General features: G+C 70.7%; 25 protein-coding genes. 6 read left to right on the top strand and 19 right to left on the bottom strand.

Going from position 1 to position 26,863, the window contains the following annotated elements; all coding sequences use genetic code 11:
* Positions 1-1,059, bottom strand: a complete 1,059-nt coding sequence (locus IEX47_RS00740; RefSeq protein WP_229662519.1) for an ABC transporter substrate-binding protein — start codon at positions 1,057-1,059, stop codon at positions 1-3.
* Positions 1,060-1,228: 169 nt separating this feature from the next.
* On the opposite strand from IEX47_RS00740, the gene IEX47_RS00735 reads away from it, so the two are divergent.
* Positions 1,229-2,431, top strand: a complete 1,203-nt coding sequence (locus tag IEX47_RS00735) for an ROK family transcriptional regulator (RefSeq protein WP_188781930.1) — start codon at positions 1,229-1,231, stop codon at positions 2,429-2,431.
* 18 nt (positions 2,432-2,449) lie between these two features.
* Here IEX47_RS00735 and IEX47_RS00730 read toward each other — a convergent pair whose 3' ends face one another.
* The 3 genes from IEX47_RS00730 to IEX47_RS00720 form a co-directional block, all read right to left on the bottom strand.
* On the bottom strand, positions 2,450-3,463 hold the full coding sequence (locus tag IEX47_RS00730) for a hypothetical protein (protein ID WP_188781928.1): 1,014 nt from the start codon (positions 3,461-3,463) through the stop codon (positions 2,450-2,452).
* A 119-nt stretch (positions 3,464-3,582) separates the two neighbouring features.
* Entirely contained in the window at positions 3,583-3,843 is a 261-nt protein-coding gene (locus IEX47_RS00725) for a metal-sensitive transcriptional regulator (RefSeq protein ID WP_188781926.1), read from the bottom strand.
* A gap of 1 nt (position 3,844) precedes the next feature.
* Positions 3,845-4,246: a DUF302 domain-containing protein gene (locus tag IEX47_RS00720; RefSeq protein WP_188781924.1), complete on the bottom strand. Its 402-nt coding sequence runs from the start codon at positions 4,244-4,246 to the stop codon at positions 3,845-3,847.
* A 98-nt stretch (positions 4,247-4,344) separates the two neighbouring features.
* On the opposite strand from IEX47_RS00720, the gene IEX47_RS00715 reads away from it, so the two are divergent.
* From IEX47_RS00715 to IEX47_RS00700, 4 genes are read left to right on the top strand one after another with little or no spacing between them, the layout of a single operon-like run.
* Positions 4,345-6,501 (top strand): MMPL family transporter, encoded by a 2,157-nt coding sequence (locus tag IEX47_RS00715; protein WP_229662518.1) that lies wholly within the window; start codon positions 4,345-4,347, stop codon positions 6,499-6,501.
* 11 nt (positions 6,502-6,512) lie between these two features.
* Positions 6,513-6,893 (top strand): carboxymuconolactone decarboxylase family protein, encoded by a 381-nt coding sequence (locus IEX47_RS00710; protein ID WP_188781922.1) that lies wholly within the window; start codon positions 6,513-6,515, stop codon positions 6,891-6,893.
* Between the two features lie 30 nt (positions 6,894-6,923).
* A complete protein-coding gene (locus tag IEX47_RS00705; RefSeq protein WP_188781920.1) occupies positions 6,924-7,091 on the top strand; it encodes a DUF8730 family Cys-rich protein in 168 nt (55 codons plus the stop codon).
* Positions 7,088-7,297: a YgaP family membrane protein gene (locus tag IEX47_RS00700; RefSeq protein ID WP_188781918.1), complete on the top strand. Its 210-nt coding sequence runs from the start codon at positions 7,088-7,090 to the stop codon at positions 7,295-7,297. Before IEX47_RS00705 ends, IEX47_RS00700 begins: the two co-directional genes overlap by 4 nt.
* A gap of 68 nt (positions 7,298-7,365) precedes the next feature.
* On the opposite strand, the gene guaA is transcribed toward IEX47_RS00700, so the two are convergent.
* From guaA to IEX47_RS00650, 10 genes are all read right to left on the bottom strand, one after another.
* Positions 7,366-8,937 (bottom strand): glutamine-hydrolyzing GMP synthase, encoded by a 1,572-nt coding sequence (gene guaA / locus IEX47_RS00695; protein ID WP_188781916.1) that lies wholly within the window; start codon positions 8,935-8,937, stop codon positions 7,366-7,368.
* A gap of 295 nt (positions 8,938-9,232) precedes the next feature.
* Complete coding sequence (locus tag IEX47_RS00690) at positions 9,233-10,954, bottom strand: GMC oxidoreductase (protein WP_188781914.1); 1,722 nt, start codon at positions 10,952-10,954, stop codon at positions 9,233-9,235.
* On the bottom strand, positions 10,951-12,576 hold the full coding sequence (locus tag IEX47_RS00685) for a succinic semialdehyde dehydrogenase (protein ID WP_188781912.1): 1,626 nt from the start codon (positions 12,574-12,576) through the stop codon (positions 10,951-10,953). The genes IEX47_RS00690 and IEX47_RS00685 overlap by 4 nt, the downstream gene beginning before the upstream one ends.
* A 111-nt stretch (positions 12,577-12,687) precedes the next feature.
* A complete protein-coding gene (locus IEX47_RS00680) occupies positions 12,688-14,427 on the bottom strand; it encodes a glycerol-3-phosphate dehydrogenase/oxidase (protein WP_188781910.1) in 1,740 nt (579 codons plus the stop codon).
* A gap of 35 nt (positions 14,428-14,462) precedes the next feature.
* The gene (locus IEX47_RS00675; protein ID WP_188781909.1) at positions 14,463-15,572 is read right to left on the bottom strand and encodes a GuaB3 family IMP dehydrogenase-related protein; all 1,110 of its coding nucleotides are present in this window, start codon (positions 15,570-15,572) and stop codon (positions 14,463-14,465) included.
* 50 nt (positions 15,573-15,622) lie between these two features.
* The gene (locus IEX47_RS00670) at positions 15,623-17,380 is read right to left on the bottom strand and encodes a hydroxysqualene dehydroxylase (RefSeq protein ID WP_188781907.1); all 1,758 of its coding nucleotides are present in this window, start codon (positions 17,378-17,380) and stop codon (positions 15,623-15,625) included.
* Positions 17,381-17,466: 86 nt separating this feature from the next.
* A complete protein-coding gene (locus IEX47_RS00665) occupies positions 17,467-17,838 on the bottom strand; it encodes an RNA-binding S4 domain-containing protein (protein ID WP_188781905.1) in 372 nt (123 codons plus the stop codon).
* A gap of 116 nt (positions 17,839-17,954) precedes the next feature.
* A complete protein-coding gene (guaB, locus tag IEX47_RS00660; RefSeq protein ID WP_188781902.1) occupies positions 17,955-19,457 on the bottom strand; it encodes an IMP dehydrogenase in 1,503 nt (500 codons plus the stop codon).
* A gap of 92 nt (positions 19,458-19,549) precedes the next feature.
* Complete coding sequence (locus tag IEX47_RS00655; RefSeq protein ID WP_229662517.1) at positions 19,550-20,431, bottom strand: GNAT family N-acetyltransferase; 882 nt, start codon at positions 20,429-20,431, stop codon at positions 19,550-19,552.
* 158 nt (positions 20,432-20,589) lie between these two features.
* On the bottom strand, positions 20,590-21,501 hold the full coding sequence (locus IEX47_RS00650) for a sterol desaturase family protein (RefSeq protein WP_188781900.1): 912 nt from the start codon (positions 21,499-21,501) through the stop codon (positions 20,590-20,592).
* Between the two features lie 105 nt (positions 21,502-21,606).
* Between IEX47_RS00650 and IEX47_RS00645 the strand changes: the two genes are divergently transcribed.
* Entirely contained in the window at positions 21,607-22,260 is a 654-nt protein-coding gene (locus IEX47_RS00645) for a TetR/AcrR family transcriptional regulator (RefSeq protein WP_188781898.1), read from the top strand.
* 71 nt (positions 22,261-22,331) lie between these two features.
* Here the strand turns inward: IEX47_RS00645 and IEX47_RS00640 are convergent, their stop codons facing one another.
* The 5 genes from IEX47_RS00640 to IEX47_RS00620 form a co-directional block, all read right to left on the bottom strand.
* Positions 22,332-23,507: a sensor histidine kinase gene (locus IEX47_RS00640; protein ID WP_229662516.1), complete on the bottom strand. Its 1,176-nt coding sequence runs from the start codon at positions 23,505-23,507 to the stop codon at positions 22,332-22,334.
* A gap of 153 nt (positions 23,508-23,660) precedes the next feature.
* Positions 23,661-25,304: a chaperonin GroEL gene (gene groL / locus IEX47_RS00635; protein ID WP_188781896.1), complete on the bottom strand. Its 1,644-nt coding sequence runs from the start codon at positions 25,302-25,304 to the stop codon at positions 23,661-23,663.
* Entirely contained in the window at positions 25,304-25,597 is a 294-nt protein-coding gene (gene groES / locus IEX47_RS00630) for a co-chaperone GroES (protein WP_107698857.1), read from the bottom strand. The genes groL and groES overlap by 1 nt, the downstream gene beginning before the upstream one ends.
* Positions 25,598-25,777: 180 nt before the next feature.
* Positions 25,778-26,344 carry a thermonuclease family protein gene (locus IEX47_RS00625; protein WP_188781894.1) on the bottom strand — a complete coding sequence of 189 codons (567 nt, stop codon included), beginning with the start codon at positions 26,342-26,344 and terminating at the stop codon, positions 25,778-25,780.
* Positions 26,344-26,841: a hypothetical protein gene (locus IEX47_RS00620; RefSeq protein WP_188781892.1), complete on the bottom strand. Its 498-nt coding sequence runs from the start codon at positions 26,839-26,841 to the stop codon at positions 26,344-26,346. Before IEX47_RS00620 ends, IEX47_RS00625 begins: the two co-directional genes overlap by 1 nt.
* Between the last annotated feature and the right edge of the window lie 22 nt (positions 26,842-26,863).

Raw genomic sequence — 26,863 nt, 5'->3', positions numbered from 1 at the left:
TTACTTCAGGCCGGCGGCGCTGCAGGCGTCGGCGTACTGGGCGGTGCAGATGTCGGAGACCGAGTAGAAGCCGTCCTTGACCACGGTGTCCTTGACGTTGTCCTTCTGGACGACGACCGGGTCGAAGATGTACGACGCGACGCCCTCGAAGTCCTCGGTGTCGCTGGGCTTCTCACCCTTGGCCAGCGACACGGCGAGCTCGGCGGCCTTCTCGGCCTCGATCTTGATCGGCTTGTAGATCGTCATGGCCTGCTGGCCGGCGACGATCCGCTGGATCGCGGCGAGCTCGGCGTCCTGGCCGGTGATCGGGGGAAGCGCGTCGGGCTTCATGCCGGCGCCGGTCAGCGCTGCGACGACGCCGCCCGCCTGGCCGTCGTTGGCGGCGTACACGCCCTTGATCTTGCTGGTGTCGAACTTCGCGAGCTGGTCGCTGGTCCACTTCTGCGCGTTGTCCGGGCTCCAGTCCGGGTTGTCGTACTCGGCGAGGATCTTCACGCCGGAGCCGTCGAGCGCCTCATGGGCACCCTTCTTGAACTGCGCAGCGTTGGGGTCGCTCGGGGCGCCGTTGAGCATGAGGATGCCGCCCTTGTCGCCCATCGCCTTCGCCAGGGCCTCGCCCTGCAGCTTGCCGACGCTCGCGTTGTCGAAGGAGAGGTAGTAGTCGGCCTTGCCGATGAAGCGGTCGTAGGCGACGACCTTCGCGCCCGACTTCTGCGCGCTCTCGACCATGCCGCCGGCGCCGGCGCCGTTGACCGGGTCGAGCACGATGACGTCGGCGCCCTTCGACACGGCGGTGTCGACCTGCTGGGCCTGCTTCGACTCGTCCTGGTCGGCGTTGTAGTAGTCGACCTTGCAGTCGGAGCAGAGCTCGGCGACCTTCTTCTCGAAGAGCGGCTTGTCGAAGGCCTCGTAGCGGGTGGTCTTGGACTCGGGCAGGAGCAGCGCGATCGTCTTGCCGGACGAGCCCTTCTGGGCGTCGTTGGCCGAGCAGGCGGTCATGAAGCCGGCGGACAGCAAGATGGCAACGCCGGGGGCGGCGATGCGGATGACTCGGGACACGGATGGCTCCTCTGGGACGGGCCCGCTCGTGCGGACTGGTGACCCTTGGAGTGTCGACCGTCACATCGCTTGTCGTCAAGAGTTGAACGTAAAAACGTTGGCAACGGAAATCTGAAGGCTCTATCCGTCAATGCTTGACCACAACGCGACGGCAGGTCAGAGTGTGCGCATGACCGCCCCCTCCGCCCCGTCCACCCGGGGCAAGGCTGCGCGCGGACCCTCCCCCGGCTCCCCCGCAGCGCTCCGCAGCGCCAACCAGCGCCGGGTGCTCGACGTCCTCCGCGGGCGTGATCCGGAGGCGAAGCCCGACGGTCCGCACACCCAGGCCGAGCTCGCCCGCCTGACCGGACTGGCGCCGGCGACGGTCTCCAACATCGTCCGCGAGCTGACCACCGCCGGCCTGCTCGAGGTCGAGCCCGGGGCCGGCCGACGCGGCACGACGCTGCAGCTCTCGGCCTCCGCGGGCCTCGTCGCCGGCATCGACTTCGGCCACAGCCACGTCGCGGTCGCGATCGGCGACCTGGCCGGCCGGGTCCTCGCCGAGACCCGCACTCCCCTGCGTGCCACCCACACCAGCGACGAGGGCCTCGACGTCGCCCACCGCCTGCTCGAGCAGCTGCTCGCTGACCTGCCCGGCGCCGTCATCCGCGCCGTCGGCATGGGACTCCCCGCCCCCGTCAGCGACGGGCTCGTCCGCTCCTCGGCGATCCTGCCCGGCTGGGTCGGCGTCGACGCGCTCGCGGCGGTCAGCGAGCGCTTCGCCCTCCCGGCGTACGTCGACAACGACGCCAACCTGGGTGCCGTCGCCGAGCAGCGGGTCGGGGCCGCCAACGGCTGCCGCACCGCCGTCTTCGTCAAGGTCTCCTCGGGCATCGGCGCCGGCCTGGTCATCGAGGGCGAGATCTTCCGCGGCAGCTCCGGCACCGCGGGCGAGATCGGCCACCTCACGCTCGACGAGCAGGGCCCCGTCTGCCGGTGCGGCAGCCGCGGCTGCCTCGAGGCCTACTCCTCGGTCGAGACCGTGCAGGAGCTGCTGACCGCCCAGCTCCCCGACGCCGGCATCGCCGAGATCGTCGCGGCCGCAAAGGAGGGCAGCGTGCCGGCCCTGCGCGTCCTCGAGGACGCCGGCCTGCACCTCGGCTGGGGCCTCGCAGCGGTGGTCAACCTGGTCAACCCCGAGCTGGTCGTGGTCGGTGGCGAGATCGCCCACGCCGGCGAGCTCCTGCTCGGCTCGGTGCGCATCGGCCTGCGCCGTCACGCGCTCGACGCGGCTGCAGGCACCCCGATCGTCACCGGCGCGCTGGGCGAGCGGGCCTCGCTCCTCGGCGCACTCATGCTCGCCGCCGACCGCACCGAGATCACGACCGCCTGACGCGGCCGCCGACGACCCTCAGCGGTCGGTCGGCACCTCGGCGAGCAGCGCCTGCGCGGCGGGCGAGGTGTAGAAGGCGGCGAGGCGGCGGCGTACGAGCACTTCGAGGACGCCGGTCTCCGCCAGCGCCTCGATGACGGGCGGGCCGAACCGGAGCGCCTCCTCGAGGAGGTCCTCGCGGCCGAGCCCGAACTCGGCGAGCAGGTCGGTGAGCGTGAAGGTGCCGTAGGTGTCGAAGAAGACCTCGACGCCCGAGGAGACCGCGGAGGCGATGTAGTCGGTGGTCCGCAGGTCGAGCCAGAGCTCGTAGACCGCCACGAAGAGCTCGACGAACTGGCCCTCGCTGACCGCGCCGAGGAGCTCGCCCACAGGGCGGACGGAGAGGGCGTCCCAGACCTCGAGGACCGCCTCGCGCAGCTCGTCGTCGGAGACGGTCTCGGCGGCGTTGGTGCTGATGTAGCCGAGCAGGGCGCCCGCGGCGCGCTCGGCGACCTCGCGGCTGCGCTGGTCGGCGCCGTCGATCAGGCCGGCGCCGATCTTCTCGGCCGCGTCGATGCCACTGCCCACGAGCGGGACCATCCGGGCGAAGCGGCGGCCGGTGGCGAGCGGGCTGATCGCGATGCCCCGCATCACCTCGCCGACACCGGACTGCAGGCTGGCGTTGTCGGCCAGGCCCCGGAGCACGCGCTCACGCACGCCCCGCATCTCGGCCAGCACGGAGACCAGCTCCGCCACCCGCGCGCGGTCGACGAGCTCCCCGAGGGGCACGACGTTGGCCGGGTGGCTGCGGACCCGCGACGCGATCTCGCCGGCGATCTCCGGGATGGCCCCCGGGAGCAGGAACGTCGCGACGTACTTCAGGGCGACGGCGGTGACCAGCTCGCGCTGGACCACCTTCTCCAGCTCGAGTCCCCCGACCGCGGCGAGGAGATGGTCGAGCTCGACCTCCACCTGTGCGGCGAAGCGCTCGCCGCGCAGGGCGTCGAGCTCATGGGCGACGTGGGCGTCGAGGAGCTGCTCGGCGAGAGTCATGCGCCCAGTCTCCCCCGCCGCGCACGGATCGGACCACGCCGAGGCCCGTGGGCTGCCTCACGCAAGCGCGAGGCTCTGCCGTCGTTCCTCACGCAAGCGCGAGGCTCTGCCGTCGTTCCTCACGCAAGCGCGAGGAAGAGCTTCTCCATCCGGGCGGTGTCGACACCGTCCGGCCCCTCCTCGCGCATGCAGGCCTGCATGCCCGTGGCGACGAGCGCGAAGCCGCTGCGGCTCAACGCCTTGTTGACGGCCGCGAGCTGGGTCAGCGCGTCCTCGCACTCCGCGCCCTCCTCGAGCATCCGGATCACGGTGGCCAGGTGGCCGTGGGCGCGCTTCATGCGCGTGATGACGGGCTTGACCTCGTCCTGGTCGAGCTTCATGTCAGTCCTCCTGCCCTGTGAGGCGTGCCAGCATCTGCGTGAGCCGGTCGCGCGCCTCAGCGGCGACCTCCGCGATCGCCGACGACGTGCTGAAGGATGTCATGGCCGCGGGATCGAAGACCTCGACCCGGCTGCCCTCACGTTCCGCCGACACCACGACATTGCACGGAAGCATGGTCGCGATGCGGGGATCCGCCTCAAGCGCCTGGTGCGCGAGCGCGGGCCGGCAGGCGCCGAGGATCACGCGCGGCGCGATGTCGACGCCGATCTTCGCCTTGAGCGTCGCCTTCATGTCGATCTCCGTCAGCACGCCGAAGCCGGCCTCCGCGAGAGCGGCGCGGACCTGCGCCACCGCCTCGTCGTACGGCGCAGCAATCGTGCGTTCGAGCGTGAACTCCTGCATGTCGGCCTCCTGTGACCCGTTCGACGTAACCCCCCGGGGGGTTATCTGCTACGGTTCTCATCATAACCCCCTGGGGGGTTCCACGAAAGGAGGCGCAGATGGCGCAGCACATGGACCAGGCGGCGGACGACACCGCCGCTCCCCTCACGAACACCGGCTGGCTCGGCTCCCTCGGCCTCTGGGTCGCCGACCACACCCGACTGGTCGCGCTCGCCTGGATGGTGGTCGTGATCGGCCTCGGCGTGTTCGCGCCGTTCGTCGAGAAGAACCTCTCGGGGGCGGGCTGGCAGGCGAACGGATCGGAGTCGGTGGCGGCCCGCACACTCGCCCAGGAGCACTTCGGCGGCAACGCCAGCCACGCGCTCCAGGTCGTCGTCCACAGTGACGGCGCGCCACTCACCTCAGCCGACGGCGCGGCGGTCCTCGCCGACGTGACCCGGATCCTGGAGGGCGACGACCGCATCGCCACCGTCGTCCCGCCGCAGCCGGGCGCGACCCTGTCGCGCGACGGAACGACCGCTGTCGTGCTGGCCGGCGCGGGGGTCGACACCAACGAGATGGTGAGGGTCGCCACGGACCTGAAGGAGAAGCTCGCCGACGCGGGCACCTCCACGATCAGCGTCGACCCGACCGGCGCATCGGTGCTGTGGTCCGACTTCAACGAGGCGAACCTCAAGGCAATGCTCGGCTCGGAGCTGCGCTCCTGGCCGGTCACGCTCGGCATCCTCGTGCTCGCCTTCGGCGCGCTCGTCGCCGCCGGACTGCCCCTGCTGCTCACCCTCGCGGGCCTCGTCGCCTCCGCGGGCTCCCTCGTCCTCATCAACGAGCTCGTCCCCGTCTCCATCTGGGCGATGAACTTCGCGATGATGTTCTCGCTCGCCCTGGGTATCGACTACGCCCTGTTCCTCGTCGTCCGCTACCGCGCCGCCCGCGAGGGCCGGCACCGGACCGCACGCGACGCGGTGGCCGAGACGATGGACACCGCGGGCAAGGCCGTCCTGCTCTCGGGGGCGACCGTGCTGGTCTCGCTCTCCGCAGTCATGCTCGTCCCGTCACCGTCGTTCCGCTCGATGGCAGGCGGCATCATGCTCTCGGTGGTCTTCATCCTCGCGGCCACGCTGACGCTGCTGCCGCTCGTGCTGATCAAGCTCGACCACCGGATCAACAAGTTCTCGCTGCCGTGGGTCAAGGCCGGCGAGCACCGCTCTGCCGCTTTCGCTGCGTGGGGCGAGCGGCTGTGGCGGCGGCCGGTGCTGTGGGGCACCGCCTCGCTCGTGGTCCTCGTCGCGCTGGCCGCCCCGATCCTCGGGCTGCGTACCGCGATGCCGTCGATCAAGGTCCTTCCGGACGACGCGAGTGCCCGCGTCGGCTACGACACGGTCCAGACGGCGTTCGGCACGGGCGCACCGGGTGCGCTGCAGGTGATCGCCGACGCCGACCAGGCGGACGCGGCGTACGACGTCCTGACGCGCGACCGCGGCATCGCCGCCGCCATGCCCCCGGTCGCGGCGGGCGACAGGAGCGGTCTGGTCCTGATCCAGGCCGTGCCGACGGTCGACCCCTCCGACCCTGCGCTCGCGACGACGGTCGACCGGCTGCGCGCCGACCTGCCGTCGACGGCGAAGGTGGGCGGGGCCGCGATCGAGAACCTGGACCTCAAGGACCAGCTCGACCGCTCGGCACCGCTCGTGATCGGCGTCGTCATGCTGCTCGGCTTCCTGCTCCTGCTGGTCGCCCTGCAGGCGCCGCTGATCTCCCTGCTCGGCACGCTGGCGAGCCTGCTCTCCACCGCTGCGGCGTTCGGCGTCGCCCGCCTGGTCTTCCAGGACGGACACGGCTCCGGCCTCCTCGGCTTCGAGCACCAGGGCTTCCTCGACGCCTGGGCGCCGGTCTTCTTCTTCGCGATGATCTTCGCCATCGCGATGGACTACACCGTGTTCCTGCTGGCCTCGGCCAAGGAGCACTGGGAGAAGTCGGGCGACCCGCACGAGGCGATGGTCGGCGCGGTGGCCCACTCCGGCCGGGTGATCTTCGCGGCCGGCGGCGTCATGGTCGCGGTCTTCTTCACCTTCGCCCTCTCCGGCCCGCTCCCGCCCAAGGAGATGGGCGTCATCCTCGGCGTCGCGGTCCTGCTCGACGCCTTCCTGGTCCGGCTGGTCCTGCTCCCGGTGATGCTCCGGCTCGCCGGCCGCGCGGCCTGGGCCTCGCCCGCCTGGCTCCGCCGGATCCTCCCCACCATCCGCTTCTCGCACTGAAAGGCATCACCATGACCGAGAACCACTCCGCACACGGCAAGGCCGTCCTCCGCGAGCTCTCCCCGCAGCACCGCGCGCTGCGCCGGGCGATCCCCGACGTGTACGCCGGATGGAGCGAGCTGCACAAGGGCGTCTTCGCCCCGGGAGCGCTCGAGGTGAAGACCAAGGAGCTCATCGCCCTGGCGATCGGTGTCGTGGAGGGCTGCGACGGCTGCATCGCCTCACACAGCCAGGCCGCCGTCCGTGCCGGGGCGACGCGGCAGGAAGCCGCCGAGGCGATCGGCGTCACCTTCCTCATGCACGGCGGCCCCGCCACGATCCACGGGGCCCGCGCCTACGAGGCCTTCTGCGAGTTCGCGGACGCCCTCGAGGCCGGCGAGAACCCGGCCTGACCCCTCACCACGAACGGAAGGAGATCGACCATGTGTCGACCCGTTGCCTGCAAGACCTGCAAGAAGACCACGTGGGCGGGCTGCGGCCAGCACGTCGCTGCCGTGAAGGCCATGGTGCCGCCGGCCAACTGGTGCGACGGCCACGCCGACGCACACGGCCAGGGGGTCCTGGCCCGGCTCTTCGGAGGCCGCCGATGACCGTCGACCGGGCCGTCCTGATCCTGGCGGGCACCATGACCCTGACCAGCGCGATCCTGGTCGCACTGGTCTCGCCGTGGTTCCTGCTGCTCACCGGCTTCGTGGGCGCCAACCTGCTCCAGTCGGCGTTCACCGGCTTCTGCCCGGCCGCCATCGTCTTCCGCAGGCTCGGGCTGCCGGGAGGGTGCGCGTTCCCGCAGAGGTGACGCCCCCGGAGAGCACCGAAGGGGCCGACGGTCGTCCGTCGGCCCCTTCGGCGTTCAACAGGAGCGTGTCACTCCCACTCGATGGTGCCCGGGGGCTTCGAGGTGATGTCGACGGTGACGCGGTTGATCTCCGCGACCTCGTTGGTGATCCGGGTCGAGATCCGCTCCAGGACCTCGTAGGGCAGGCGCGCCCAGTCGGCGGTCATCGCGTCCTCGGAGGTGACCGGGCGCAGGACGACCGGGTGGCCGTAGGTGCGGCCGTCGCCCTGGACGCCGACCGAGCGGACGTCGGCGAGGAGCACGACCGGCATCTGCCAGATCGTGCCGTCGAGGCCGGCCTTGGTCATCTCCTCGCGGGCGATCGCGTCGGCCTCGCGCAGGATGTCGAGGCGCTCCCGGGTCACCTCGCCGATGATCCGGATGCCGAGGCCCGGGCCCGGGAACGGCTGGCGCTGGACGATGACGTCCGGCAGCCCGAGCTGGGCACCGACGGCGCGGACCTCGTCCTTGAAGAGCTCACGCAGCGGCTCGACGAGCTCGAACTCGAGGTCCTCGGGGAGGCCGCCGACGTTGTGGTGGGACTTGATCGTCGCAGCGCCGGCGCCGTGGCCCGACTCGACGACGTCCGGGTAGAGCGTGCCCTGCACGAGGAAGCCCACCTTGGAGCCCTCGGGTGCGCTCTTGATGACCTCGAGCTCAGCACCCTCGAAGGCGCGGATGAACTCGCGGCCGATGATCTTGCGCTTGGCCTCCGGCTCGGAGACGCCGGCGAGCGCGTCGAGGAACTGCTTCTCGGCGTCGACGACGATCAGTTTGGCGCCGGTGGCGGCGACGAAGTCGCGCTCGACCTGCGCGGTCTCGTCCTTGCGCATCAGGCCGTGGTCGACGTAGACGCAGGTGAGTCGGTCGCCGATCGCCTTCTGCACGATCGCCGCGGCGACGGCCGAGTCGACACCACCGGAGAGGCCGCAGATCGCGCGCCCGTCGGGGCCGATCTGCTCCTGGATCCGGGCGATCTGCTCCTCCGCGATGTTGCCGATGGTCCACGTCTGGCGGCAGCCGGCGATGTTCCACAGGAAGTGCTCGAGCACCTGCTGGCCGTGCTCGGAGTGGAGCACCTCGGGGTGCCACTGCACACCCGCGTAGCCACGGTCGACGTCCTCGAAGGCCGCGACCGGGGTCAGCTCCGTCGAGGCGAGGACCTTGAAGCCCTCCGGCGCCTTGACGACCTGGTCGCCGTGCGACATCCACACGTTGTGGGCCGACGGCATGCCCGCCATCAGCACACCGTGCTCGACGACGTTGACCGGGGTGCGGCCGTACTCCCGCAGGCCGGTCGCGGAGACCTCGCCACCGAGCGCCTGGGCCATCGTCTGGAAGCCGTAGCACATGCCGAAGACCGGCACCTGGCCGTCGAAGAGGTTGCCGTTGAGCGACGGGGCGCCGTCCTCGTAGACCGACGACGGGCCGCCGGAGAGGATGATCGCCTTCGGCTTCTTCGCCAGCATCTCGGCGACGGGCAGCGTGTGCGGCACGATCTCGGAGTACACCTTCGCCTCGCGGACGCGGCGCGCGATCAGCTGGGCGTACTGCGCGCCGAAGTCGACGACGAGGACGAGGTCGTGAGAAGTGTCAGTCACGCGCGGATTCTATCGTCCGTACGCCGCCCTCCCGGCCATCGTCCGCGACCCCGACGAGAGCGCCGACGAGAGCGCCGGAGACGCCGTGACGCACCAGAACCCCGCCGGGGAGGGAGGGTGGCGGGGTCCTGGCCGTCCACGCATGGTGGAACCGCGCGGACACGGGACCCGGCATGGGAGGGAGCAAGACTCTCCGGGTCCTCTTCGTGCAACGACCCCTTCCGAGACGCGTTACGGCCCCGTCCCAAAAGATTTGGGACGGGGCCGCGACGTGTGACGGATGTGTCGAGGTGGGTCAGGAGATGCCCACGATGGGCAGCCGCAGCGCTGCCGGAGCCGCCTCGGGCACGACCGGGTTCTTCGGCTGGACCGGCTCGATGCGGCGGTAGGCCTCGCCCTGCGCGGGGCGGGTGTCCACCTCGCCCTTGTTCGGCCAGAACGACAGGGCACGCTCGGCCTGGGCGGTGATCGTCAGCGACGGGTTCACACCGAGGTTCGCCGAGATCGTCGAGCCGTCCATGATGTGCAGGCCCTCGTAGCCGTACATCCGGTGGAACGGGTCGACCACGCCGGTGTCCGCCGAGTCACCGATCGTGCAGCCGCCGATGAAGTGCGCCGTCAGCGGGATGTTGAACGGCTCGCCCACGGTGCCGCCGGCGACGCCGTTCATGTTGTCGGCCATCTGGCGGGCGGCCTCGTTGGCGACCGGGATCCAGGTGGGGTTCTCGCCACCGTGGCCCTGCTTCGAGGTCATCACCTTCTTGCCGCCCGGGAGCTTCTTGAGCGAGGTGGTGATCGAGTTGTCGAGCGTCTGCATGACCAGCAGGATCACGACCCGCTCGGACCAGTGCTTCACGTCGTACAGGTTGGTGAGGTTGGTCGGCTTCATCCAGAGCTTGGCGTAGTCCTTCGCCCAGCGACCGAAGCGGCCGGCGCCGCCGTCGCTGAGGACCGTCTGCATCAGCGCCATCGCGTTGGAGCCCTTGCCGTAGCGGACCGGCTCGATGTGGGTGACCTCGTCGGGGTGCCACGAGGAGGTGATCGCGACGCCGTCGGTGAAGTCGACGTCGGCGCCCCGCTCCGAGATGACGCCGAGGATCGACTCCGAGTTGGTGCGCGTGAGCACGCCGAGGCGGTCCGAGACGCGCGGCAGCGAGCCCTCGTCCTTCAGCTTGTGCAGGAGCTTCTGGGTGCCGAGCGCGGCCGCGGCGAAGATGACGTGGTCGGCCGTGAAGGTCTTGACCGCGGTCTTGCGCGACAGCTTCGCCTTGGTCCAGCGGGCGGTGACGGTGTAGCCACCGCCGACCTTCGGCCGGACGTCGGTGACGGTCGTCAGCGGGTGCACCTCGGCGCCGGCCTGCTCGGCCAGGTAGAGGTAGTTCTTCACGAGGGTGTTCTTCGCACCGTGACGGCAGCCGGTCATGCACTCGCCGCAGTTCGTGCACGTCGTACGCCGGGGGCCGGCGCCGCCGAAGTACGGGTCCTCGACGTCCTTGCCGCCGTCACGACCGTCCTCGCCACCGAACAGGACGCCGACCGGCGTCATGTGGAGCGAGTCGGCGCTGCCGAACTGCTGCGCGACCTTCGCGACCTCGCGGTCGGAGGCGGTCTCGACCGGGTTGATGACGACGCCGAGCATGCGCTTGGCCTGGTCGTAGTAGGGCGCGAGCTCCGACTTCCAGTCGGTGATGTGCGCCCACGAGCGGTCCTTGTAGAAGGCGTCGAGCGGCTCGTAGAGCGTGTTGGCGTAGACCAGCGAGCCGCCGCCGACACCAGCGCCGGCGAGGATCAGGCAGTCCTTGACCATGTCGATGCGCTGGATGCCGTAGGCGCCGATGGCGGGGTTGAAGAGGAACTTCTTCAGGTCCCAGGAGTTCTTCGCGAAGTCCTCGTCGCGGAAGCGCGCGCCCGCCTCGAGCACGCCGACCTTGTAGCCCTTCTCGGTCAGCCGCAGCGCGGAGACGGAGCCACCGAAGCCCGAGCCGATGATGAGGACGTCGTAGTGCTGGTGGCTCACGCGCGGCGCCCCGCCTTCGTCATGAGCTTCTCGTTGAGCGAGGTGATGCCGGCCCACTGCTTGTTGCTGAGCAGCCAGGGCTGGGTCAGCGGGTGGAGCCGCTGGGTGCCGACCGACTGGACCTCGGTGTAGCGGTGGATGCCCTCGGCACCCTGGCGACGGCCCAGGCCGGACTCGCGCATGCCGCCCATCGGGGCCTCGAGCGAGCCGAACGTCGCGGCGTAGCCCTCGTTGACGTTGACCGTGCCGGCCTTGATCTCGCGGGCGATGGCGCGGCCGCGCTTGGCGTCCTTGGTCCACACCGAGGCGTTGAGGCCGTAGCAGCCCTCGTTGGCGAGCGCGATCGCCTCGGTCTCCTCGTGGAAGCGGTAGAGCGAGACGACCGGGCCGAAGGTCTCGTTGGCGTAGATGTCCATCTCGGGCGTGACGCCCTCGAGGATCGTCGGCTCGAGGAAGTACGGCGCGATGTCGGGGCGGTGCTTGCCACCGGTGAGGACCGTGGCGCCCTTGGCGACGGCGTCCTCGATGTGCGCGAGCCCGGTGTCGAGCTGGTCCTGGGAGATGAGCGAGCCCATGTCGATCGACCAGTCCTGGCCGGCGCCGAGCGTCATCGCCTCGGTGCGCGCCACGAAGCGCGCGACGAAGCGGTCGTAGATCGCGTCGGCGACGAAGAGCCGCTCGGTCGAGACGCAGAGCTGACCGGCGTTGCCGTACGACGCACGCACGGCGCCCTCGGAGGCACGCTCGATGTTGGCGTCCTCGAGGACCAGGAGGGGGTTCTTGCCGCCGAGCTCGAGCGAGCAGTTGATCAGGCGCTCGGCGCAGCCCGCGGCGACGCGCTTGCCGGTCGCGGTCGAGCCGGTGAAGCAGATGTAGTCGGCGCGGCCGATGATCGCGGTGCCGATCTTGGAGCCCGGGCCGGCGACGGCGATCCACAGGTCCTCGGGGAAGCCCGCCTCACGGAGCAGACGCACGCCGACGAGCGAGGTCAGCATGGTCTGGCTGTCGGCCTTGGTGACGACCGCGTTGCCGGCCATGAGCGCAGGCAGGCCGTCGGACATCGCCATGGTGAACGGGTAGTTCCACGGCGAGATGATGCCGACGACACCCTTCGGCACGCGGTTGAGGTCGATGCGGGTCAGGCCCGGCAGCACGCCCGCGCGGCGGGTCGTGTCGAGGTGACGGTGGGCCGTGCGCGCGTAGTAACGAGCGGTGAGCGCGACGTGGTAGACCTCGTTGTAGGCGTCACGACGCGCCTTCGCCGACTCCCAGACGGCCATCTCCATGATCTCCTCGGCGTGCTTCAGCACGAGGTCGTGGAAGCGCATCATGATCCGCGCGCGCTCGTCGATCGAGGTGCGGGCCCAGGTCGCCTGGGCGGCACGCGCCCGCGCGAAGGCGGTGTCGACGTCGTCGATCGAGGACTGCGGGATGACGCCGAGCGGCTGGCCGTTGACCGGCGAGACCGACTGGGCGACCTCACCCGACGTGGCGAGGAGGTGCGACGTCAGGGCCGCGACGTACTCCGGCTCGAGGGCGTAGGAGCCGGCGATGTTGTGCTCGGGGTCGTGCGGGCCCTCGACCGTGCGGTCCTTCGGGGGCTCGGGGTTGCGTGCGCTCATGTACTCGAGAGTAGGCGACACCGCGTCGCACATACCAGCGTTCCGCAGGAGTGAGATCGTTTACACATCTCCTTGCGGTGTCAACCGCCGCCGTGGCATATGACCCAGAGGTCAGATCAGGTCGTGGAGGCTGATCCGCGCCTCGTCCGCCTCCTCGTCGGTGAGCATCTTCTGGCTCTTCCGCTCGGCTGCCACACGGCGCAGGTAGTGCTCCACCTCGGCCTCGCGGCGCTCGTCGTCCCAGCCCAGCTCGTCCCCCATCAGCCGGGCCACCTCCGGTGCGGCGCCGACGCCCCGGTCGAAGGTCTCGATCGAGATCCGGGTACGCCGCACGAGCACGTCGTCGAGGTGGCGGGCGCCCTCGTGGGTGACCGCGTGGACGACCTCCGCCGCCAGGTAGTCGTCGGCTCCGGTGAGCGGGGCGGAGAGCTCCGGCCGGTCGGCGATCAGCGCGAGCACGTCGTCGATGCGACCGCCGTAGCGGCCGAGCAGGTGGTCGATCCGGGCCAGGTGGAGGCCCGAGCGCCGGGCCAGCATCACCCGCTGGTTGGCCCGCGTCTCGTAGCCGTCGGCCCCGACGAGCGGGACCCGGTCGGTGATCGAGTCGCGCACCGCCGTCGAGCCGCCCGTGCGCAGGGAGTGGCTCGCGGCGTCGATCGCGTCCCGCGCCATCACCCGGTACGTCGTGAGCTTGCCGCCGGCGATCATCACCAGGCCCGGCACGGGCGTGACCACCGTGTGCTCGCGGCTGATCCGGCTGGTCGGCTCGGACTCGCCCGAGAGCAGCGGCCGCAGCCCGGCGTACACGCCCTCGACGTCGTCGTGGTCGAGCGGCTCCCGCAGGATCCGGTTGACGTGCTCGAGGATGTAGTCGATGTCGGTGCGACTGGCGGCCGGGTGCGCGCGGTCGAGGTCCCACGCGGTGTCGGTGGTGCCGATGATCCAGTGGCGCCCCCACGGGATCACGAAGAGGACGCTGGTCTCGGTGCGCACGATGAAGCCCGACTCCGAGCGGATCCGGTCGCGCGGCACGACGATGTGGATGCCCTTGCTCGCCTTGACGTGGAGCGAGCCGCGGCCACCGACCAGCTCCTGGATCTCGTCGGTCCACACGCCGGCGGCGTTGACGATGACCCGGGCGCGGATCTCGATGACCTTCTCCTGCTCGAGGTCGAAGGCCTGCACGCCGACGACCCGCTCCCCCTCACGGATGAAGCCGATGCAGGCGGTGCGGGTCGCGATCAGCGCACCGTGGGCGGCCGCCGTGCGGGCCACGGTCATCACGAGGCGGGCGTCGTCGACCTGCGCGTCCCAGTACTGGATCGCGCCGGCGAGCTTCGAGGCCTTGAAGTCCGGGGCGATCCGGGCGACCGCCTTGCGACTGAGGTGGCGGTGGCGCGGCAGGCCCATGTTGCCGCCGTTGTCGGCCAGGGCGCCGAGCTTCGCCATCGCGTCGTAGAGCGCCAGCCCGGCCCCGACGTACGGCCGCTCCCAGCCGCGACGGGTGAGCGGGTAGAGGAACGGCACCGGCTTGACCAGGTGCGGAGCGAGGCGGGTGAGCAGCAGGCCGCGCTCGTGGAGCGCCTCCCGGACCAGCGCGAAGTCCATCATCTCGAGGTAGCGCAGGCCCCCGTGGACCAGCTTGGAGCTGCGGCTGCTCGTGCCCGAGGCGAGGTCGCGCTGCTCGATCAGGCCGACCGTCAGGCCACGCGTCACCGCGTCGAGCGCGGCACCGACGCCGGTGATGCCGCCACCGACGACGAGGACGTCGACCTCGTTGCCGGGCGCACCCAGCTGGTCGAGCGCGGACTCCCGCGCCTGCGGACTCAGGTCACTCGCCAGAGGTGCCATGCCCCATGTCTACCCCGCCGGGGCACCCCGTGGGGTCAGGACTCGACGACGACCTCGACGCGCTGGAACTCCTTGAGCTCGGTGTAGCCGGTCGTGGCCATGGAGCGCTTGAGGGCGCCGATGAGGTTCATCGTGCCGTCGGCGACGCGGGACGGGCCGAGGAGGATCTCCTCGATCGTGCCGACGGTGCCGAACTCGACGCGCTCGCCCCGCGGCAGCTCCGCGTGGTGCGCCTCGGTGCCCCAGTGGAAGCCCGCGCCCGGAGCGTCGGTCGCACGGGCGAACGGCGAGCCGACCATGACCGCGTCGGCACCGCAGGCGATCGCCTTGGCGACGTCGCCCGAGCGGCCGATCGAGCCGTCGGCGATGACGTGGACGTAGCGGCCACCGGACTCGTCGAGGTAGTCACGGCGGGCAGCGGCGACGTCGGAGACGGCCGAGGCCATCGGGACCGCGACGCCGAGCACCGAGCGGGTCGTGTGGGCGGCACCGCCGCCGAAGCCGACGAGGACACCGGCCGCGCCGGTGCGCATCAGGTGCAGGGCCGCCTGGTACGTCGCGCAGCCGCCGACGATGACCGGGACGTCGAGCTCGTAGATGAACTCCTTGAGGTTGAGCGGCTCGGCCTGGCTGCTCACGTGCTCGGCGGAGACCGTCGTGCCCCGGATGACGAACATGTCGACGCCCGCGTCGACGACGCACTTGGCGTACTCCTTGGTGCGCTGCGGCGACAGCGAGCCGGCGACGGTCACGCCGGCGTCGCGCATCTCGTGCAGGCGGGCGGTGATCAGCTCGGGCTTGATCGGCTCGGCGTAGATCTCCTGCATGCGGCGCGTGGCGTCGAAGCCACGGAGCTCCGAGACCTCGGCGAGCAGGTCGGTCGGGTCCTCGTAGCGGGTCCACAGGCCCTCGAGGTTGAGCACGCCGAGGCCGCCGAGCTTGCCCAGCGCGATCGCGCTGGAGGGCGACATGACCGAGTCCATCGGCGCGGCGATGACCGGCAGCTCGAAGCGGTAGGCGTCGATCTGCCAGGCGACGCTGACCTCCTCGGGGTCGCGCGTGCGCCGCGAGGGCACGATCGCGATGTCGTCGAAGGAGTACGCGCGGCGAGCACGCTTGGCGCGGCCGATCTCGATCTCAGTCACGGGGGAAGTCTAGGGGGTCGCGCACCGCGCCCCCACGTCGTCCGCGGGGCTCACCGGCTGAGGTCGAAGAGGTTCTTCTGCCCCAGCTGGTAGCGGGCCGCATCGACGAGCTTCAGCGCCTCCCACTCGATCGGGCGGTACATCTTGTAGATCCGGGCCCGGGTCGCGGAGGAGCCGGACGCCGCCAGGATCGCGTTGGCCGCCTGCCGTCCCGCCTCGTTGGCGCCCTCCATCGTGGCGAGGTCGATGTTGGTCCGCACGTAGTCGCCGGCCAGGAAGAAGTTGGGGATGCGGGTGGTCGCGGTCGGCCGGTTCTTCCACGAGTCCACGGTGTTGACCAGCAGCGGCTCGTCGTTGCTGTTCGAGCCGGTCGACGGGTGCCAGCGGATGCCCGGGTCGAGGTGCCAGGAATGGACGATGTCGTCGGGCAGGACGCTCTTGCCGGTGTCCTCGAGGGCCGCCTTCATCTGTGCCCAGACCTCGTTGAACACCTCCTGCCGCGTGCACTCCTTCGCGGGCTTGCCGTAGAGGATGCCGGGCGTCGTCCAGTCGGAGATGTCCACGGAGAGGCAGTCGACCGCCGTGCCGTCGCCGTACGTCGTGGCGAAGTCCTCCGCCCAGAACTGGCCCTGGGTCAGGCCGGTGATCGACCACGGCGAGTCGAGGAAGGCGATGTGGCCCTGGGTGATGTTGACCGGCCGGCGCAGGTAGATCTGCATCCCGTTCATCCAGTCGGTGTAGAGGTTGTGCAGCCGGGCCAGCGACGGGTCGAGCGCGAGCACCGGTGCGGTCAGCAGCTTCGCGATCCGCTCCACGGGCATCGCGCTGACGAACCAGTCCGCCACGATCGAGTACGTCGACCCGTCGGCGAGGCGCGCCTTCGCCCCGGTGACCCGGCCACTGCCGACGGTCAGGCCGGTGACGGTCGCGCCCGTGACGAAGCGGACGCCCTTCTGCCGCAGCAGAGCCACCCACGGGTCGATCCAGACCTCGTTGGTCGGCCCGTTGAGCACCTGGTCGGCGTGGCCGGTCGTGCCGAGGCCGACCAGGGCGTAGAGGAACGCCTCGGCCATGTTGCCGATCGTGCGCGTGCTGGCGACCTCCTCCTTGGCGGCCACGAGCGCCCGCGTCATGCCGCGCGCGGCCACCGTCTGGTACTCGCTGGAGCGGTTCGCGGCATCCACGAACTCCCACCACGAGGTCTTCTCCCACTGCCCCATGCGGCGCGCGTCGCAGCTGCTCAGGTAGACGATGAGCCGCGAGGAGAAGTACGCCGCGTCGTCCGGCATGACGCCCTGCTGGCCGAGCCACTCGTCACGGACCAGTCGGGTCAGCGCGTCCGGCGTACCGAGGTCGCGGGGGTCGGGGATGAAGCCGAAGAGGTTCTGGTCGTTGCGCCCGCCCGAGCGCGGGAAGTACGGCACCGGCGCGGCGACGAGGTTGTCCTTCACCCCACGCCGGTTCGTGCCGAAGGGGATCCGCGCCATCGTGTCCGGGATGTGGTGGTAGAAGCCGGGGAAGAAGCGGAAGCCGTGCTCACCCGGCAGCGGCAGGCGCCCGTCCGTGGCCGTGCCCGCGACCGGGATGCTGCGCGCCTTGCCACCCAGCGCGTTGCGCTCGTAGACGGTCACCTCGTACCCGCGCTCGACCAGCTCGAAGGCCGCCGACAGGCCGGCCATCCCGCCACCCAGGATCGCCACGCGCTTGCGGGTGACGGCGAGGGCGGGCGCGACCGGCCCGATGGTCGCGGCCGTCGCTGCGGCGACGCCCGTTCCGGCCAGGACTGAACGACGGCTCAACGGCTGCATGGAGATCCTCGGGAGGTGCGACGAGTGACAACAGGTGTGGTCACTCTCGGGGATCGTGGCCCGGATGGCAAGAGGCAGTCGCCGTGTCAGCCCTCGCGGCCGCGCAGCTGGTCGAGCTCGCGGCGCTCACGCTTGGTGGGCCGGCCGGCGCCGCGGGGACGCGCGAAGACCGGGGCCGCGCGCTCCTCCTTCGGCGGCAGCGGCGGCGTCCTGTCCTCGTAGGCGAGGGCGGCCAGCGGCGCGCCGACGCGCTTGACCAGCAGCTGCTTCACGACCACGAGGTGCTCGCGATCCGTGTAGACGCGCACCTCGTCGCCGATCCTGACCGGCTGCGACGCCCTCACGCGCACGCCGTTGACCCGGATGTGGCCGGCCTTGGCCCCCGCGGTCGCCTGCGAGCGCGACTTGTAGAGCCGCACCGCCCAGCACCACGCATCGACGCGGACGCTGTCACCCATCGCTGGCCTCGCTCACCCGACCGAGGCTAGCCGGGATGCCCCGTGGCCGTGACCCGTGCCGGCGTACGACGAAGGCCCGGCGTCACGGGGACGCCGGGCCTTCGGGACGAGCTGGATCAGCGCGCGGAGTAGTTGGGCGCCTCGACCGTCATCTCGATGTGGTGCGGGTGGCTCTCCTTGAGCGAGGCCGAGGTGATGCGGATGAACTTGCCGCGCTCCTGCAGGTCCGGGACGGTGCGCGCGCCGACGTAGAACATCGACTGCTGCAGGCCGCCGACGAGCTGGTGCGTCACCGCGGCGAGCGGGCCGCGGTAGGCCACGCGGCCCTCGACGCCCTCGGGGACGATCTTGTCGTCGCTGGTGACCTCGGCCTGGAAGTAGCGGTCCTTGGAGTAGGACTTCTTGCCACGCGAGGACATCGCGCCGAGCGAGCCCATGCCGCGGTAGGCCTTGAACTGCTTGCCCTGGTGGAAGACGATCTCGCCCGGCGACTCCTCGGTGCCGGCCAGCATCGACCCGATCATCACCGTGGACGCGCCCGCGACGAGGGCCTTGGCGATGTCACCGGACTGCTGGAGGCCGCCGTCGGCGATCACGGGCACGCCGGCCGGGGTCGCGGCGAGCGACGCCTCGTAGACCGCGGTGACCTGCGGGACGCCACAGCCGGTGACGACGCGGGTGGTGCAGATCGAGCCCGGACCGAAGCCGACCTTGACCGCGTCGGCGCCGGCGTCGACGAACGCCTGCGCACCGCTGCGGGTGGCGACGTTGCCGCCGATCACCTGGACGTGCTTGGTGGCGGGGTCGTTCTTCAGCTTGCGGACCATGTCGAGCAGGAGGTGCACGTGACCGTGGGCGGTGTCGGCGACGAGGACGTCGACCCCCGCCTCGACCAGGGTGGTGGCGCGCTCCCACGCGTCACCGAAGTAACCGACCGCGGCACCCACGAGGAGGCGGCCGTCGCCGTCGCGCGAGGCGTCGGGGAACTGCTCGCCCTTGACGAAGTCCTTGACGGTGATCAGGCCGGCGAGCTTGCCGTTGCCGTCGATCAGCGGGAGGCGCTCGAGCTTGTGCTTGCGCAGCAGGAGCGTCGCGTCGTCGCGGTCGATGCCGGCCGGACCGGTGATCAGCGGCATGCGCGTCATCACCTCGTCCACCTTGGTGGTCGCCCACTCGGCGACCGGGGTGAACCGGAGGTCGCGGTTGGTCACGATGCCGACGAGGGTGTTGTCGGTGTCGACGACCGGCAGGCCGGACACGCGGTACTCACCACAGATGGCGTCGAGCTGCTCGAGGGTCTTGTCGGCGGTGATCGTGACCGGGTTGGAGATGATGCCGGTCTGGGTCCGCTTGACGAGGTCGACCTGGTAGGCCTGCTCCTCGGTCGAGAGGTTGCGGTGCAGGATGCCGATGCCGCCCTGGCGCGCCATGGCGATCGCCATGCGCGACTCGGTGACGGTGTCCATCGCGGCGGAGATGAGCGGGACCTTCAGCGAGATCTCCCGCGTCAGCTTCGACGTGGTGTCGATGTCGGCAGGGTTGAGGTCCGACTCCCCCGGCAGCAGCAGGACGTCGTCGTACGTGAGGCCAAGCGCAGCGAACTTCTCGGGGAGCTCCATTGGGCCATTCTATGGGGCGCAGACGAGTCCGTACGACGCGGGTGGGCGCTCCCGGACGGGGCCCGTCGCCGTTGACGGGCCCCGCGGGAAGCTCAGGCGGGGACAGGCTTCAGGTCACGCAGCGGGACGCGGACGGTGAGGGTCTCCGACGCCATCCGGATCCGGCCGCGCAGGCCGGCGGCGAGCACCATCGGCAGCACTGCCTGGTTGCCGACGCCGGTCGTCATGACGAGCTCGGTGGCGCCCTCCTCGGCCGCCCGGCGGGCAGCGGCGCGGAGCAGCTTGCGCCCCAGCCCCTGGCGCTGCCACGCCGGGTCGACGCGCAGGGAGAGCTCGAAGACGCCCTCCTCCTCGCTCGGGATCAGCCGCGCGACGGCGAGCGTCGCGCCGTCGAGGACAGCCGCGACTCCATCGGCGCGCTCCTCGACCTGCGGATCCTGCGGGACACGCAGTGCGTTGTTGACAACCGGACTGCCCTTCATCCGGGCGAGCACGTCACCGACGAGGTCGGCCAGGGCGGTGCCCCGGGCGATCTCGGTGGGCGTGAACGGCGCCGTACGCCGGATCTGGACGAGCACGTCGCCGACCGCGAGCTCCATGACGTCCTGGCCCACGACGCCGTCACGGCGTTCGGGCTCGGCGTCGAAGAGCTTGGCCACCACCTCGGGGAACGACGCGGGATGGCCCGCGATCGCCCGGGCCGCCCGCACGAAGCGGGTCGGCTGGTCGACAAGTGCGTTCTCGGTGCAGCGGACTGCGGAGGCGCCGTTGCCCCCGGACCGCTCGACGAGCGCGGCGAGGTCAGCCTCGCCCCATCCTGACGGCGTACGCAGGATGAGCTCGTCGGTCACCGAGTCGACCCCGGGGAAGATCTGCAGGCCCAGGATGTTGACGCCGGCGTCTCCACAGTTCTGCGCAAGGACTGCGAGCGCTCCCGGCTGGTCCGGAAGGGTGGCGCGAACTCTCCACAGCATGACGATCTCCCTCAGGTCGACTGGTGCTCCGTCCCTCGAGGGGCTTTCGCCTCGGAAGGGACACAGACACCGTGACAGGTCAGGATTGCCGTGCCGGGTCGGTCATGTTTCGCCTGTGCAACTTGTCGGACCGACTGGTCTCGGGCACGCCGGCCAGGTCAGGCCGCGGGCTGCTGCTCCTGCTCGCGGGCGGGCTCGGGCGCCCAGCCGGGAGGGCCCCACAGGTAGCCCCAGCGCTCGCGCCAGCTCGTGGCCGCCTTGAGCTGGCGCGCGATGGAGCCGAACGCGGCGTACTCGAGCTTGAGGGTGTTGTAGGTCTCGACCTTGTAGGTCAGGCCGTACGTCGGGCGCTGGATCTCCTCCTGGAAGGAGCCGAACATGCGGTCCCAGATGATGAGGATGCCGGCGTAGTTGCGGTCGAGGTAGATCTCGTCGGAGCCGTGGTGGACCCGGTGGTGGCTCGGGGTGTTGAAGACGAACTCGAACCAGCGCGGCAGCTTGCCGATCAGCTCGGTGTGGGTGAAGAACTGCCAGACCAGGCTGATCGAGAAGCAGACGTAGAGGGTCCAGGGCGCGAAGCCCATCAGCGGCAGCGGCAGGAAGAAGAAGAGGTCGAACCAGGGGTTCCACTTCTGGCGCAGCGCGGTGCCGAAGTTCATGTACTCGCTGGAGTGGTGGCTCTGGTGCGCGGCCCAGCCGATGTTGTGCTCGTGGACGAAGCGGTGCGTGCAGTAGAAGGCGAGGTCCAGCGCGAGCATCGCGGCGACCCAGTAGCCGACCGAGTCGGTCCCCCACCGGAACGGCGCCACGTTGAGGTAGACCCACTGGTAGAGGAAGAACGTGGCCACCTTGAAGACGGTCAGCCAGAAGATCGAGCCGAGGCCCATCGAGAGGCTCGTCCAGAAGTCCCGGGAGAGGTAGCCGGTGCGCGGCTTCTCGCCCCGGGCGACGCCGTCGTCGTCGAGCCAGGTCAGCGCCGCGATCTCGAGGACGATCGTCAGGACGAAGAACGGGATGGCGAACGCCACCGGGTTGTGCTGCAACGACAGCACCTGGTCGAGGTCGTACATCGGAGCTCCGTTTCGATGGTCGAGCCCGGCCGGACTCGATATGACTCCTGAGTAAGTTAACTCTTGGTCATATGCCATGTCCAGCATTCCTCATAGACTCCGCCCGTGACCAGCGCCACCACCCGCCCGCCCCGGCCCAACGCCGGGACCAAGGGCGTCGCGCGCCCCGAGCGCGAGGCGCAGATCATCGAGGCCGGCTGCCGCCTCTTCGGCGAGCACGGTTACCTCGCCACGTCGGTCGCCGACGTCGCCGACGCGGCGGGCATCTCCAAGCCCCTGATCTACAACTACTTCGGCTCCAAGGACGGCCTGCACGTCGCCTGCGTCAAGCACGCCTCCGCGGTGCTCGTCAGCGAGATCGAGCGGACCGCCGCCCTCGGCGCGGTCGGCTTCGCACGCGCCGTGGTCACCCTCGACGGCATGTTCCGGTTGCTCGAACCACGGCCGTGGCTGTGGCGCGTCGTCTTCGACGCCACCGCTCCCCGTGAGGGCGAGGCGCAGACCTGGCTGGCCGAGCACGAGCGCCGGATCATGGACTTCGGCCGCGAGGGCGTCGCCGAGCTCATGCACCTCGCCGGCAACGACGACCCGCTCGACATCGACGCGATGCGCGCCGCCTGGGAGTCGATCTTCCGCGCCCTCGTCAACTGGTGGCTCGACCACCCGGGCGAGTCCCCCGAGGAGATGACGCACCGCTGCCTGCGGCTCTTCCGCACGGTCTTCGGCGAGCTCGACCTCAGCGGCACCGCCCTGACCTGACCGGGCCGACCCGGCGTACGGGCTCGGCGTACGGGCTCGGCGTACCGGCTCGGAGTACGCCGACGGGCGCGTCAGGCGGCGTTGGGCAGGCTCAGGTAGAACGACGCTCCCCCGCCGAGGCGACCCTCGGCGCGGATCGCGCCGCCGTGGAGCTCGACGATCCGGGCGACCGATGCCAGCCCGAGGCCCGTGCCCGGGAACTCGCGGCTGTCGTGGAGCCTGGTCAGCGGCCGGAAGAGGTCGTTGGTGCGGGCCGGGTCGAACCCGGCGCCGTTGTCGGCCACGACGAAGGTGTCCTGGCGTGGGCCGGACGACGTGCGGGCGAGGCGGATCCGCGGCGCCTCCTGCCGGCCGGTGTACTTGAAGGCGTTGTCGAGCAGGTTGCGCAGCATGAGGTCGGCCATCACCGGGTCGAGGTGGGCGCGAAGGCCGTCCTCGATCTCCAGGTCGATGTCGCGCCCGGCGACGCTGACCAGGGGGCGGGCGATGTCGTCGGCCAGCGCGCTCAGGTCGACCGCCTCGGGCTGGAGCTCGGCGTGGGTGATCCGGTAGACCGCGAGCATGCGGTCGATCTGGGTGTCGAGACGGTGGCCGGACCGCAGGATCGTCCCGGCGAACTCGCGGACCACCGCCGGGTCGGTCTCCTCGATGAGCATCTCGGCACACCCGAGCATCGCGAAGAGCGGGTTGCGCAGGTCGTGCACGAGCGTGTGCATGGCCGACTCGAGGTGGTCGCGCTCGGCCACCCGGCGTACGACGGCGCCGCGGAGCTCGAGGTTCTCCAGCGCGACCGAGGCGCTGTTGGCGAGGACCTCGACCAGGCGGACCTGCTCGGCGGTCGGCTCGTGCGGCTCGCTCCAGTAGGCGCCCAGGGCGCCGACGGGGGCCTCGCGCCGGATCGGGACCATCGCCATGCTCTTCACGAACGTCGGCCGGTAGGCATCGACCGGCACCCGGTCGTCGGCGTAGATGTCGGGGATCACGGCGTTCTCGCGGTGCCCGATCACCCAGCCACTGACGCAGGCGCTCAGGGGGAAGCGCTGCCCCTTCCAGAGCGGGCCGACGGCGTCCTCGTCGGCGTAGAAGCACTGGTTGTCCTCGCGGAGGACGAACGACGCCCCGTCAGCGTCCATGAGCTCGCGGACGGCGGCCGCGACGATCGAGGTCACGCGCTCGACGGAGTCCGCCGTGGAGAGGCGCTCCACCACGGAGGTCATCAGCAGGCCGCTCGCGGCGAGGTCCTTCACGAGGACCAGCGTAGGCAAGCCGGCGCGAGCGCGCGTCCTCCTTTCGTCTAGGACCTTGGTCCCTAAAGTCGCCCCTGGCGGAAGACGCGACGAGGCGCCGCCCCCGTGCGGGAGCGACGCCTCGTGATGCGACAGGTCGGCCGGATCCGTGGATCAGTGACCGTGGCCGTGCCCGTGGCCGTGGCCACCGGCAGCAGCAGCCTCGTCCTCGTCGACCGGCTTCTCGACGACCAGCGTCTCGGTCGTGAGCAGCATGGCCGCGATGGAGGTGGCGTTGACCAGCGCGGAGCGCGTGACCTTGACCGGGTCCAGGACGCCCTGGGCGACCAGGTCGCCGTACTCGCCCGTGGCGGCGTTGAAGCCGTAGGACGGGCCGTTGGCGACGCCGCCCTCGCGGACCTTGGTGGTCACGACGTAGCCGTTGTCGCCACCGTTCTCGGCGATCCAGCGGAGCGGCTCGTCGGCGGCCTTGCGCACGATGCGCACGCCGACCGCCTCGTCGCCCTCGAGGCCGAGGTCGTCGTCCAGGACGGAGACGGCGTGGATGAGCGCCGAGCCACCACCGGAGACGATGCCCTCCTCGATCGCGGCACGCGTCGCGGAGACGGCGTCCTCGATCCGGTGCTTCTTCTCCTTGAGCTCGACCTCGGTCGCAGCGCCCACCTTGATGACGCAGACGCCGCCGGCCAGCTTGGCCAGCCGCTCCTGCAGCTTCTCGGTGTCCCAGTCGGAGTCGGAGTTCTCGATCTCCTTCTTGATCTGGTTGACGCGACCCTCGACGGCAGTGGTGTCACCGGCGCCCTCGACGATCGTGGTGTCGTCCTTGGTCGCCACGACGCGGCGGGCGCGCCCGAGCGAGTCCAGGCCGACCTGGTCGAGCTTGAGCCCGACCTCCGGGGAGATCACCGTCCCGCCCGTCAGGATCGCGATGTCCTGGAGGATCGCCTTGCGGCGGTCACCGAAGCCGGCCGGCTTCACCACGAGCGCGTTGAACGTGCCGCGGATCTTGTTGACGACCAGCGTCGACAGCGCCTCGCCCTCGACGTCCTCGGCGATGATGACCAGCGGCTTGCCGGTCTGCATGACCTTCTCGAGGACCGGCAGGAGCTCCTGGATCGAGGAGATCTTGCCCTGGTTGATGAGGATGTAGGGGTCGTCGAGGACGGCCTCCATGCGCTCGGCGTCGGTCACGAAGTAGGGGGACGTGAAGCCCTTGTCCCACTGCATGCCCTCGGTGAACTCGAGCTCGGTGCCCATCGTGTTGGACTCGTCGACGGTGATGACGCCGTCCTTGCCGACCTTGTCGAAGGCGTCGGCGAGGAGCTCGCCGATGTGGCTGTCGCGCGACGAGATCGTCGCGACGTTGGCCATGTCCTCCTTGGAGTCGACCTCACGGGCAGCCGCGAGCAGCGCCTCGGAGACCTTGGCGGCCGCAGCGTCCATGCCGCGCTTGAGACCCATCGGGTTGACGCCGGCCGCGACGGCCCGGAGACCCTCGTGGACCATCGCCTGCGCCAGGACCGTGGCCGTCGTGGTGCCGTCACCGGCCACGTCGTTGGTCTTGGTCGCGACCTCCTTGCACAGCTGCGCGCCGAGGTTCTCGAACGGGTCGTCGAGCTCGACCTCACGCGCGACGGTCACACCGTCGTTGGTGATGGTCGGGGCGCCCCACTTCTTGTCGAGGACGACGTAGCGGCCCTTCGGGCCGAGCGTCACCTTGACGGTGTTGGCGAGGGCGTCGACGCCGCGCTCGAGCGAGCGGCGGGCGTTCTCGTCGAACGCGAGGATCTTCGGCATCAGCCGATCACCGCGAGGATGTCACGCGCGGAGAGGATGAGGTACTCCTCGCCGGCGTACTTGACCTCGGTGCCGCCGTACTTCGAGTAGATGACCTTGTCGCCCACGGCGACGTCGAGCGGGACGCGGTTGCCGTTGTCGTCGACGCGACCCGGGCCGATCGCCAGGACCTCGCCCTCCTGGGGCTTCTCCTTGGCGGTGTCCGGGATGACCAGGCCGGAGGCGGTGGTCTGCTCGGCCTCGACCTGCTTGACGATGATGCGGTCCTCGAGGGGCTTGATGTTGATCGACACGGTCGACCTCCACTTTCCACGTTGTGCCGGATGCCGGGGACGGTCGTCCGCGGCGAAGTCTTCGCCTGCGATCCGAAGCGCCGTCGCGGGGGTCGCACCGTGTCGCAAGCGTTGGCACACTCAAGGCGAGAGTGCCAGCGACGACGTTAGCACTCGACCTGAATGAGTGCCAGAAGTGGATCAGCAGCGGGTCCAGAGGCCGCGGCCGGCAGCGCGGGCGGACCGCTCGGCGGCGCGGATCCGGTCGAGGTGGCGGTCGTTGGGCCGGAAGAAGAGCACCCTGGCCAGGCCCCGGCGGACGAGCGCCTCGTTGACGAAGACGCCGCGGGCGCTCCAGACGTAGCCGAGCGTGCGGCCGTAGCGGTCGTGGAGCTCGCGGTCGGTCTGCACCCACGCCATGCTCCCCCGCGGCAGCAGCCGCTCCGTCGCGGCGGACGCCTTCAGCGCGAAGCACTGCACGGGTACGCCGGGCCGCTTCGACTCAGGCGTGTCGATCTCCAGGAGGCGGACGGAGACGTCGCGGCCACGCGGCAGCACACCTCGGCGTACGGCGCGGAGCTCGACGGTGTCGCCGTCGGTCACCCACCGGACCCGGACGCGCTGGGCGTCGGCGGGCACGGGCAGGCGCAGGGGCGTCGGCGCCGCAGCCGGGGGTCGCGCCGACGGGGCGGTGACCGGCGTGAGGGTGGGCGCCGAGCAGCCCGCGAGCAGGAGGGCTGCGGTCGCGACCGCGAGGCCCGCGCGCATCAGATGAAGGAGCAGTACCAGCTGCCGCTGAGGAGGTTCTGCCGCCAGTGGCCGCCGTTGGCCTCGCACTTCTGCTGCTCGGTGAGCGGGGTGGGCGACGACGAGGTCGGGCTCGACGTGGGCGTGCTGCCGCCGCCCCCGCCACCGCTGGTCGCGGTGTGGGTCGGCTGGGGCGCGCTCTTCTGCGTCGTCTTGACGGGCGCAGGCGCGGTGGCCGCGTCGCTCGCCGACGCGCTCGCCGAGGCGGAGGCGCTCGCCGAGGCGCTGTCGCTGGCCGAGCTCGAGGGGGACGGCTTCTTCGTCTTCGGGAGCTTCACCGTGACGTCGGTCGACGGAGCGTCGTCACCGAGCTGCTGGATCGTCTCGGCGCCCGGGATCTTGTTGAACGGCGAGCTCGGGTCGCCCGCGGTGACCTTGATGCCGACGATGCCGAGGAGCAGCACGAACGGCACAGCGGCCAGCAGCCGCCACGCAGTCTTCCCAGGGATCCCGAACATGGCCAACAGTGTGCCATCGCGC

This window comes from Nocardioides phosphati (assembly GCF_014646375.1).
Lineage (GTDB): Bacteria > Actinomycetota > Actinomycetes > Propionibacteriales > Nocardioidaceae > Nocardioides > Nocardioides phosphati.
The sequence above is the reverse complement of the archived record's forward strand: the minus strand, read 5'-3'. Positions and strand labels throughout refer to the sequence as shown.

Excerpts from the sequence above, each read along its gene's own strand:
- IEX47_RS00700 (WP_188781918.1), top strand. The coding sequence starts at position 7,088 with ATGACCGTCGACCGGGCCGTCCTGATCCTGGCGGGCACCATGACCCTG.
- IEX47_RS00680 (WP_188781910.1), bottom strand. The coding sequence starts at position 14,427 with ATGGCACCTCTGGCGAGTGACCTGAGTCCGCAGGCGCGGGAGTCCGCG.
- IEX47_RS00730 (WP_188781928.1), bottom strand. The coding sequence starts at position 3,463 with ATGACTCTCGCCGAGCAGCTCCTCGACGCCCACGTCGCCCATGAGCTC.
- IEX47_RS00665 (WP_188781905.1), bottom strand. The coding sequence starts at position 17,838 with ATGGGTGACAGCGTCCGCGTCGATGCGTGGTGCTGGGCGGTGCGGCTC.
- groL (WP_188781896.1), bottom strand. The coding sequence starts at position 25,304 with ATGCCGAAGATCCTCGCGTTCGACGAGAACGCCCGCCGCTCGCTCGAG.
- IEX47_RS00620 (WP_188781892.1), bottom strand. The coding sequence starts at position 26,841 with ATGTTCGGGATCCCTGGGAAGACTGCGTGGCGGCTGCTGGCCGCTGTG.
- IEX47_RS00720 (WP_188781924.1), bottom strand. The coding sequence starts at position 4,246 with ATGCAGGAGTTCACGCTCGAACGCACGATTGCTGCGCCGTACGACGAG.
- IEX47_RS00725 (WP_188781926.1), bottom strand. The coding sequence starts at position 3,843 with ATGAAGCTCGACCAGGACGAGGTCAAGCCCGTCATCACGCGCATGAAG.
- IEX47_RS00625 (WP_188781894.1), bottom strand. The coding sequence starts at position 26,344 with ATGCGCGCGGGCCTCGCGGTCGCGACCGCAGCCCTCCTGCTCGCGGGC.
- IEX47_RS00655 (WP_229662517.1), bottom strand. The coding sequence starts at position 20,431 with ATGCTGTGGAGAGTTCGCGCCACCCTTCCGGACCAGCCGGGAGCGCTC.
- guaB (WP_188781902.1), bottom strand. The coding sequence starts at position 19,457 with ATGGAGCTCCCCGAGAAGTTCGCTGCGCTTGGCCTCACGTACGACGAC.
- IEX47_RS00735 (WP_188781930.1), top strand. The coding sequence starts at position 1,229 with ATGACCGCCCCCTCCGCCCCGTCCACCCGGGGCAAGGCTGCGCGCGGA.
- IEX47_RS00715 (WP_229662518.1), top strand. The coding sequence starts at position 4,345 with ATGGCGCAGCACATGGACCAGGCGGCGGACGACACCGCCGCTCCCCTC.
- IEX47_RS00670 (WP_188781907.1), bottom strand. The coding sequence starts at position 17,380 with ATGCAGCCGTTGAGCCGTCGTTCAGTCCTGGCCGGAACGGGCGTCGCC.
- IEX47_RS00705 (WP_188781920.1), top strand. The coding sequence starts at position 6,924 with ATGTGTCGACCCGTTGCCTGCAAGACCTGCAAGAAGACCACGTGGGCG.
- IEX47_RS00710 (WP_188781922.1), top strand. The coding sequence starts at position 6,513 with ATGACCGAGAACCACTCCGCACACGGCAAGGCCGTCCTCCGCGAGCTC.
- IEX47_RS00685 (WP_188781912.1), bottom strand. The coding sequence starts at position 12,576 with ATGAGCGCACGCAACCCCGAGCCCCCGAAGGACCGCACGGTCGAGGGC.
- IEX47_RS00650 (WP_188781900.1), bottom strand. The coding sequence starts at position 21,501 with ATGTACGACCTCGACCAGGTGCTGTCGTTGCAGCACAACCCGGTGGCG.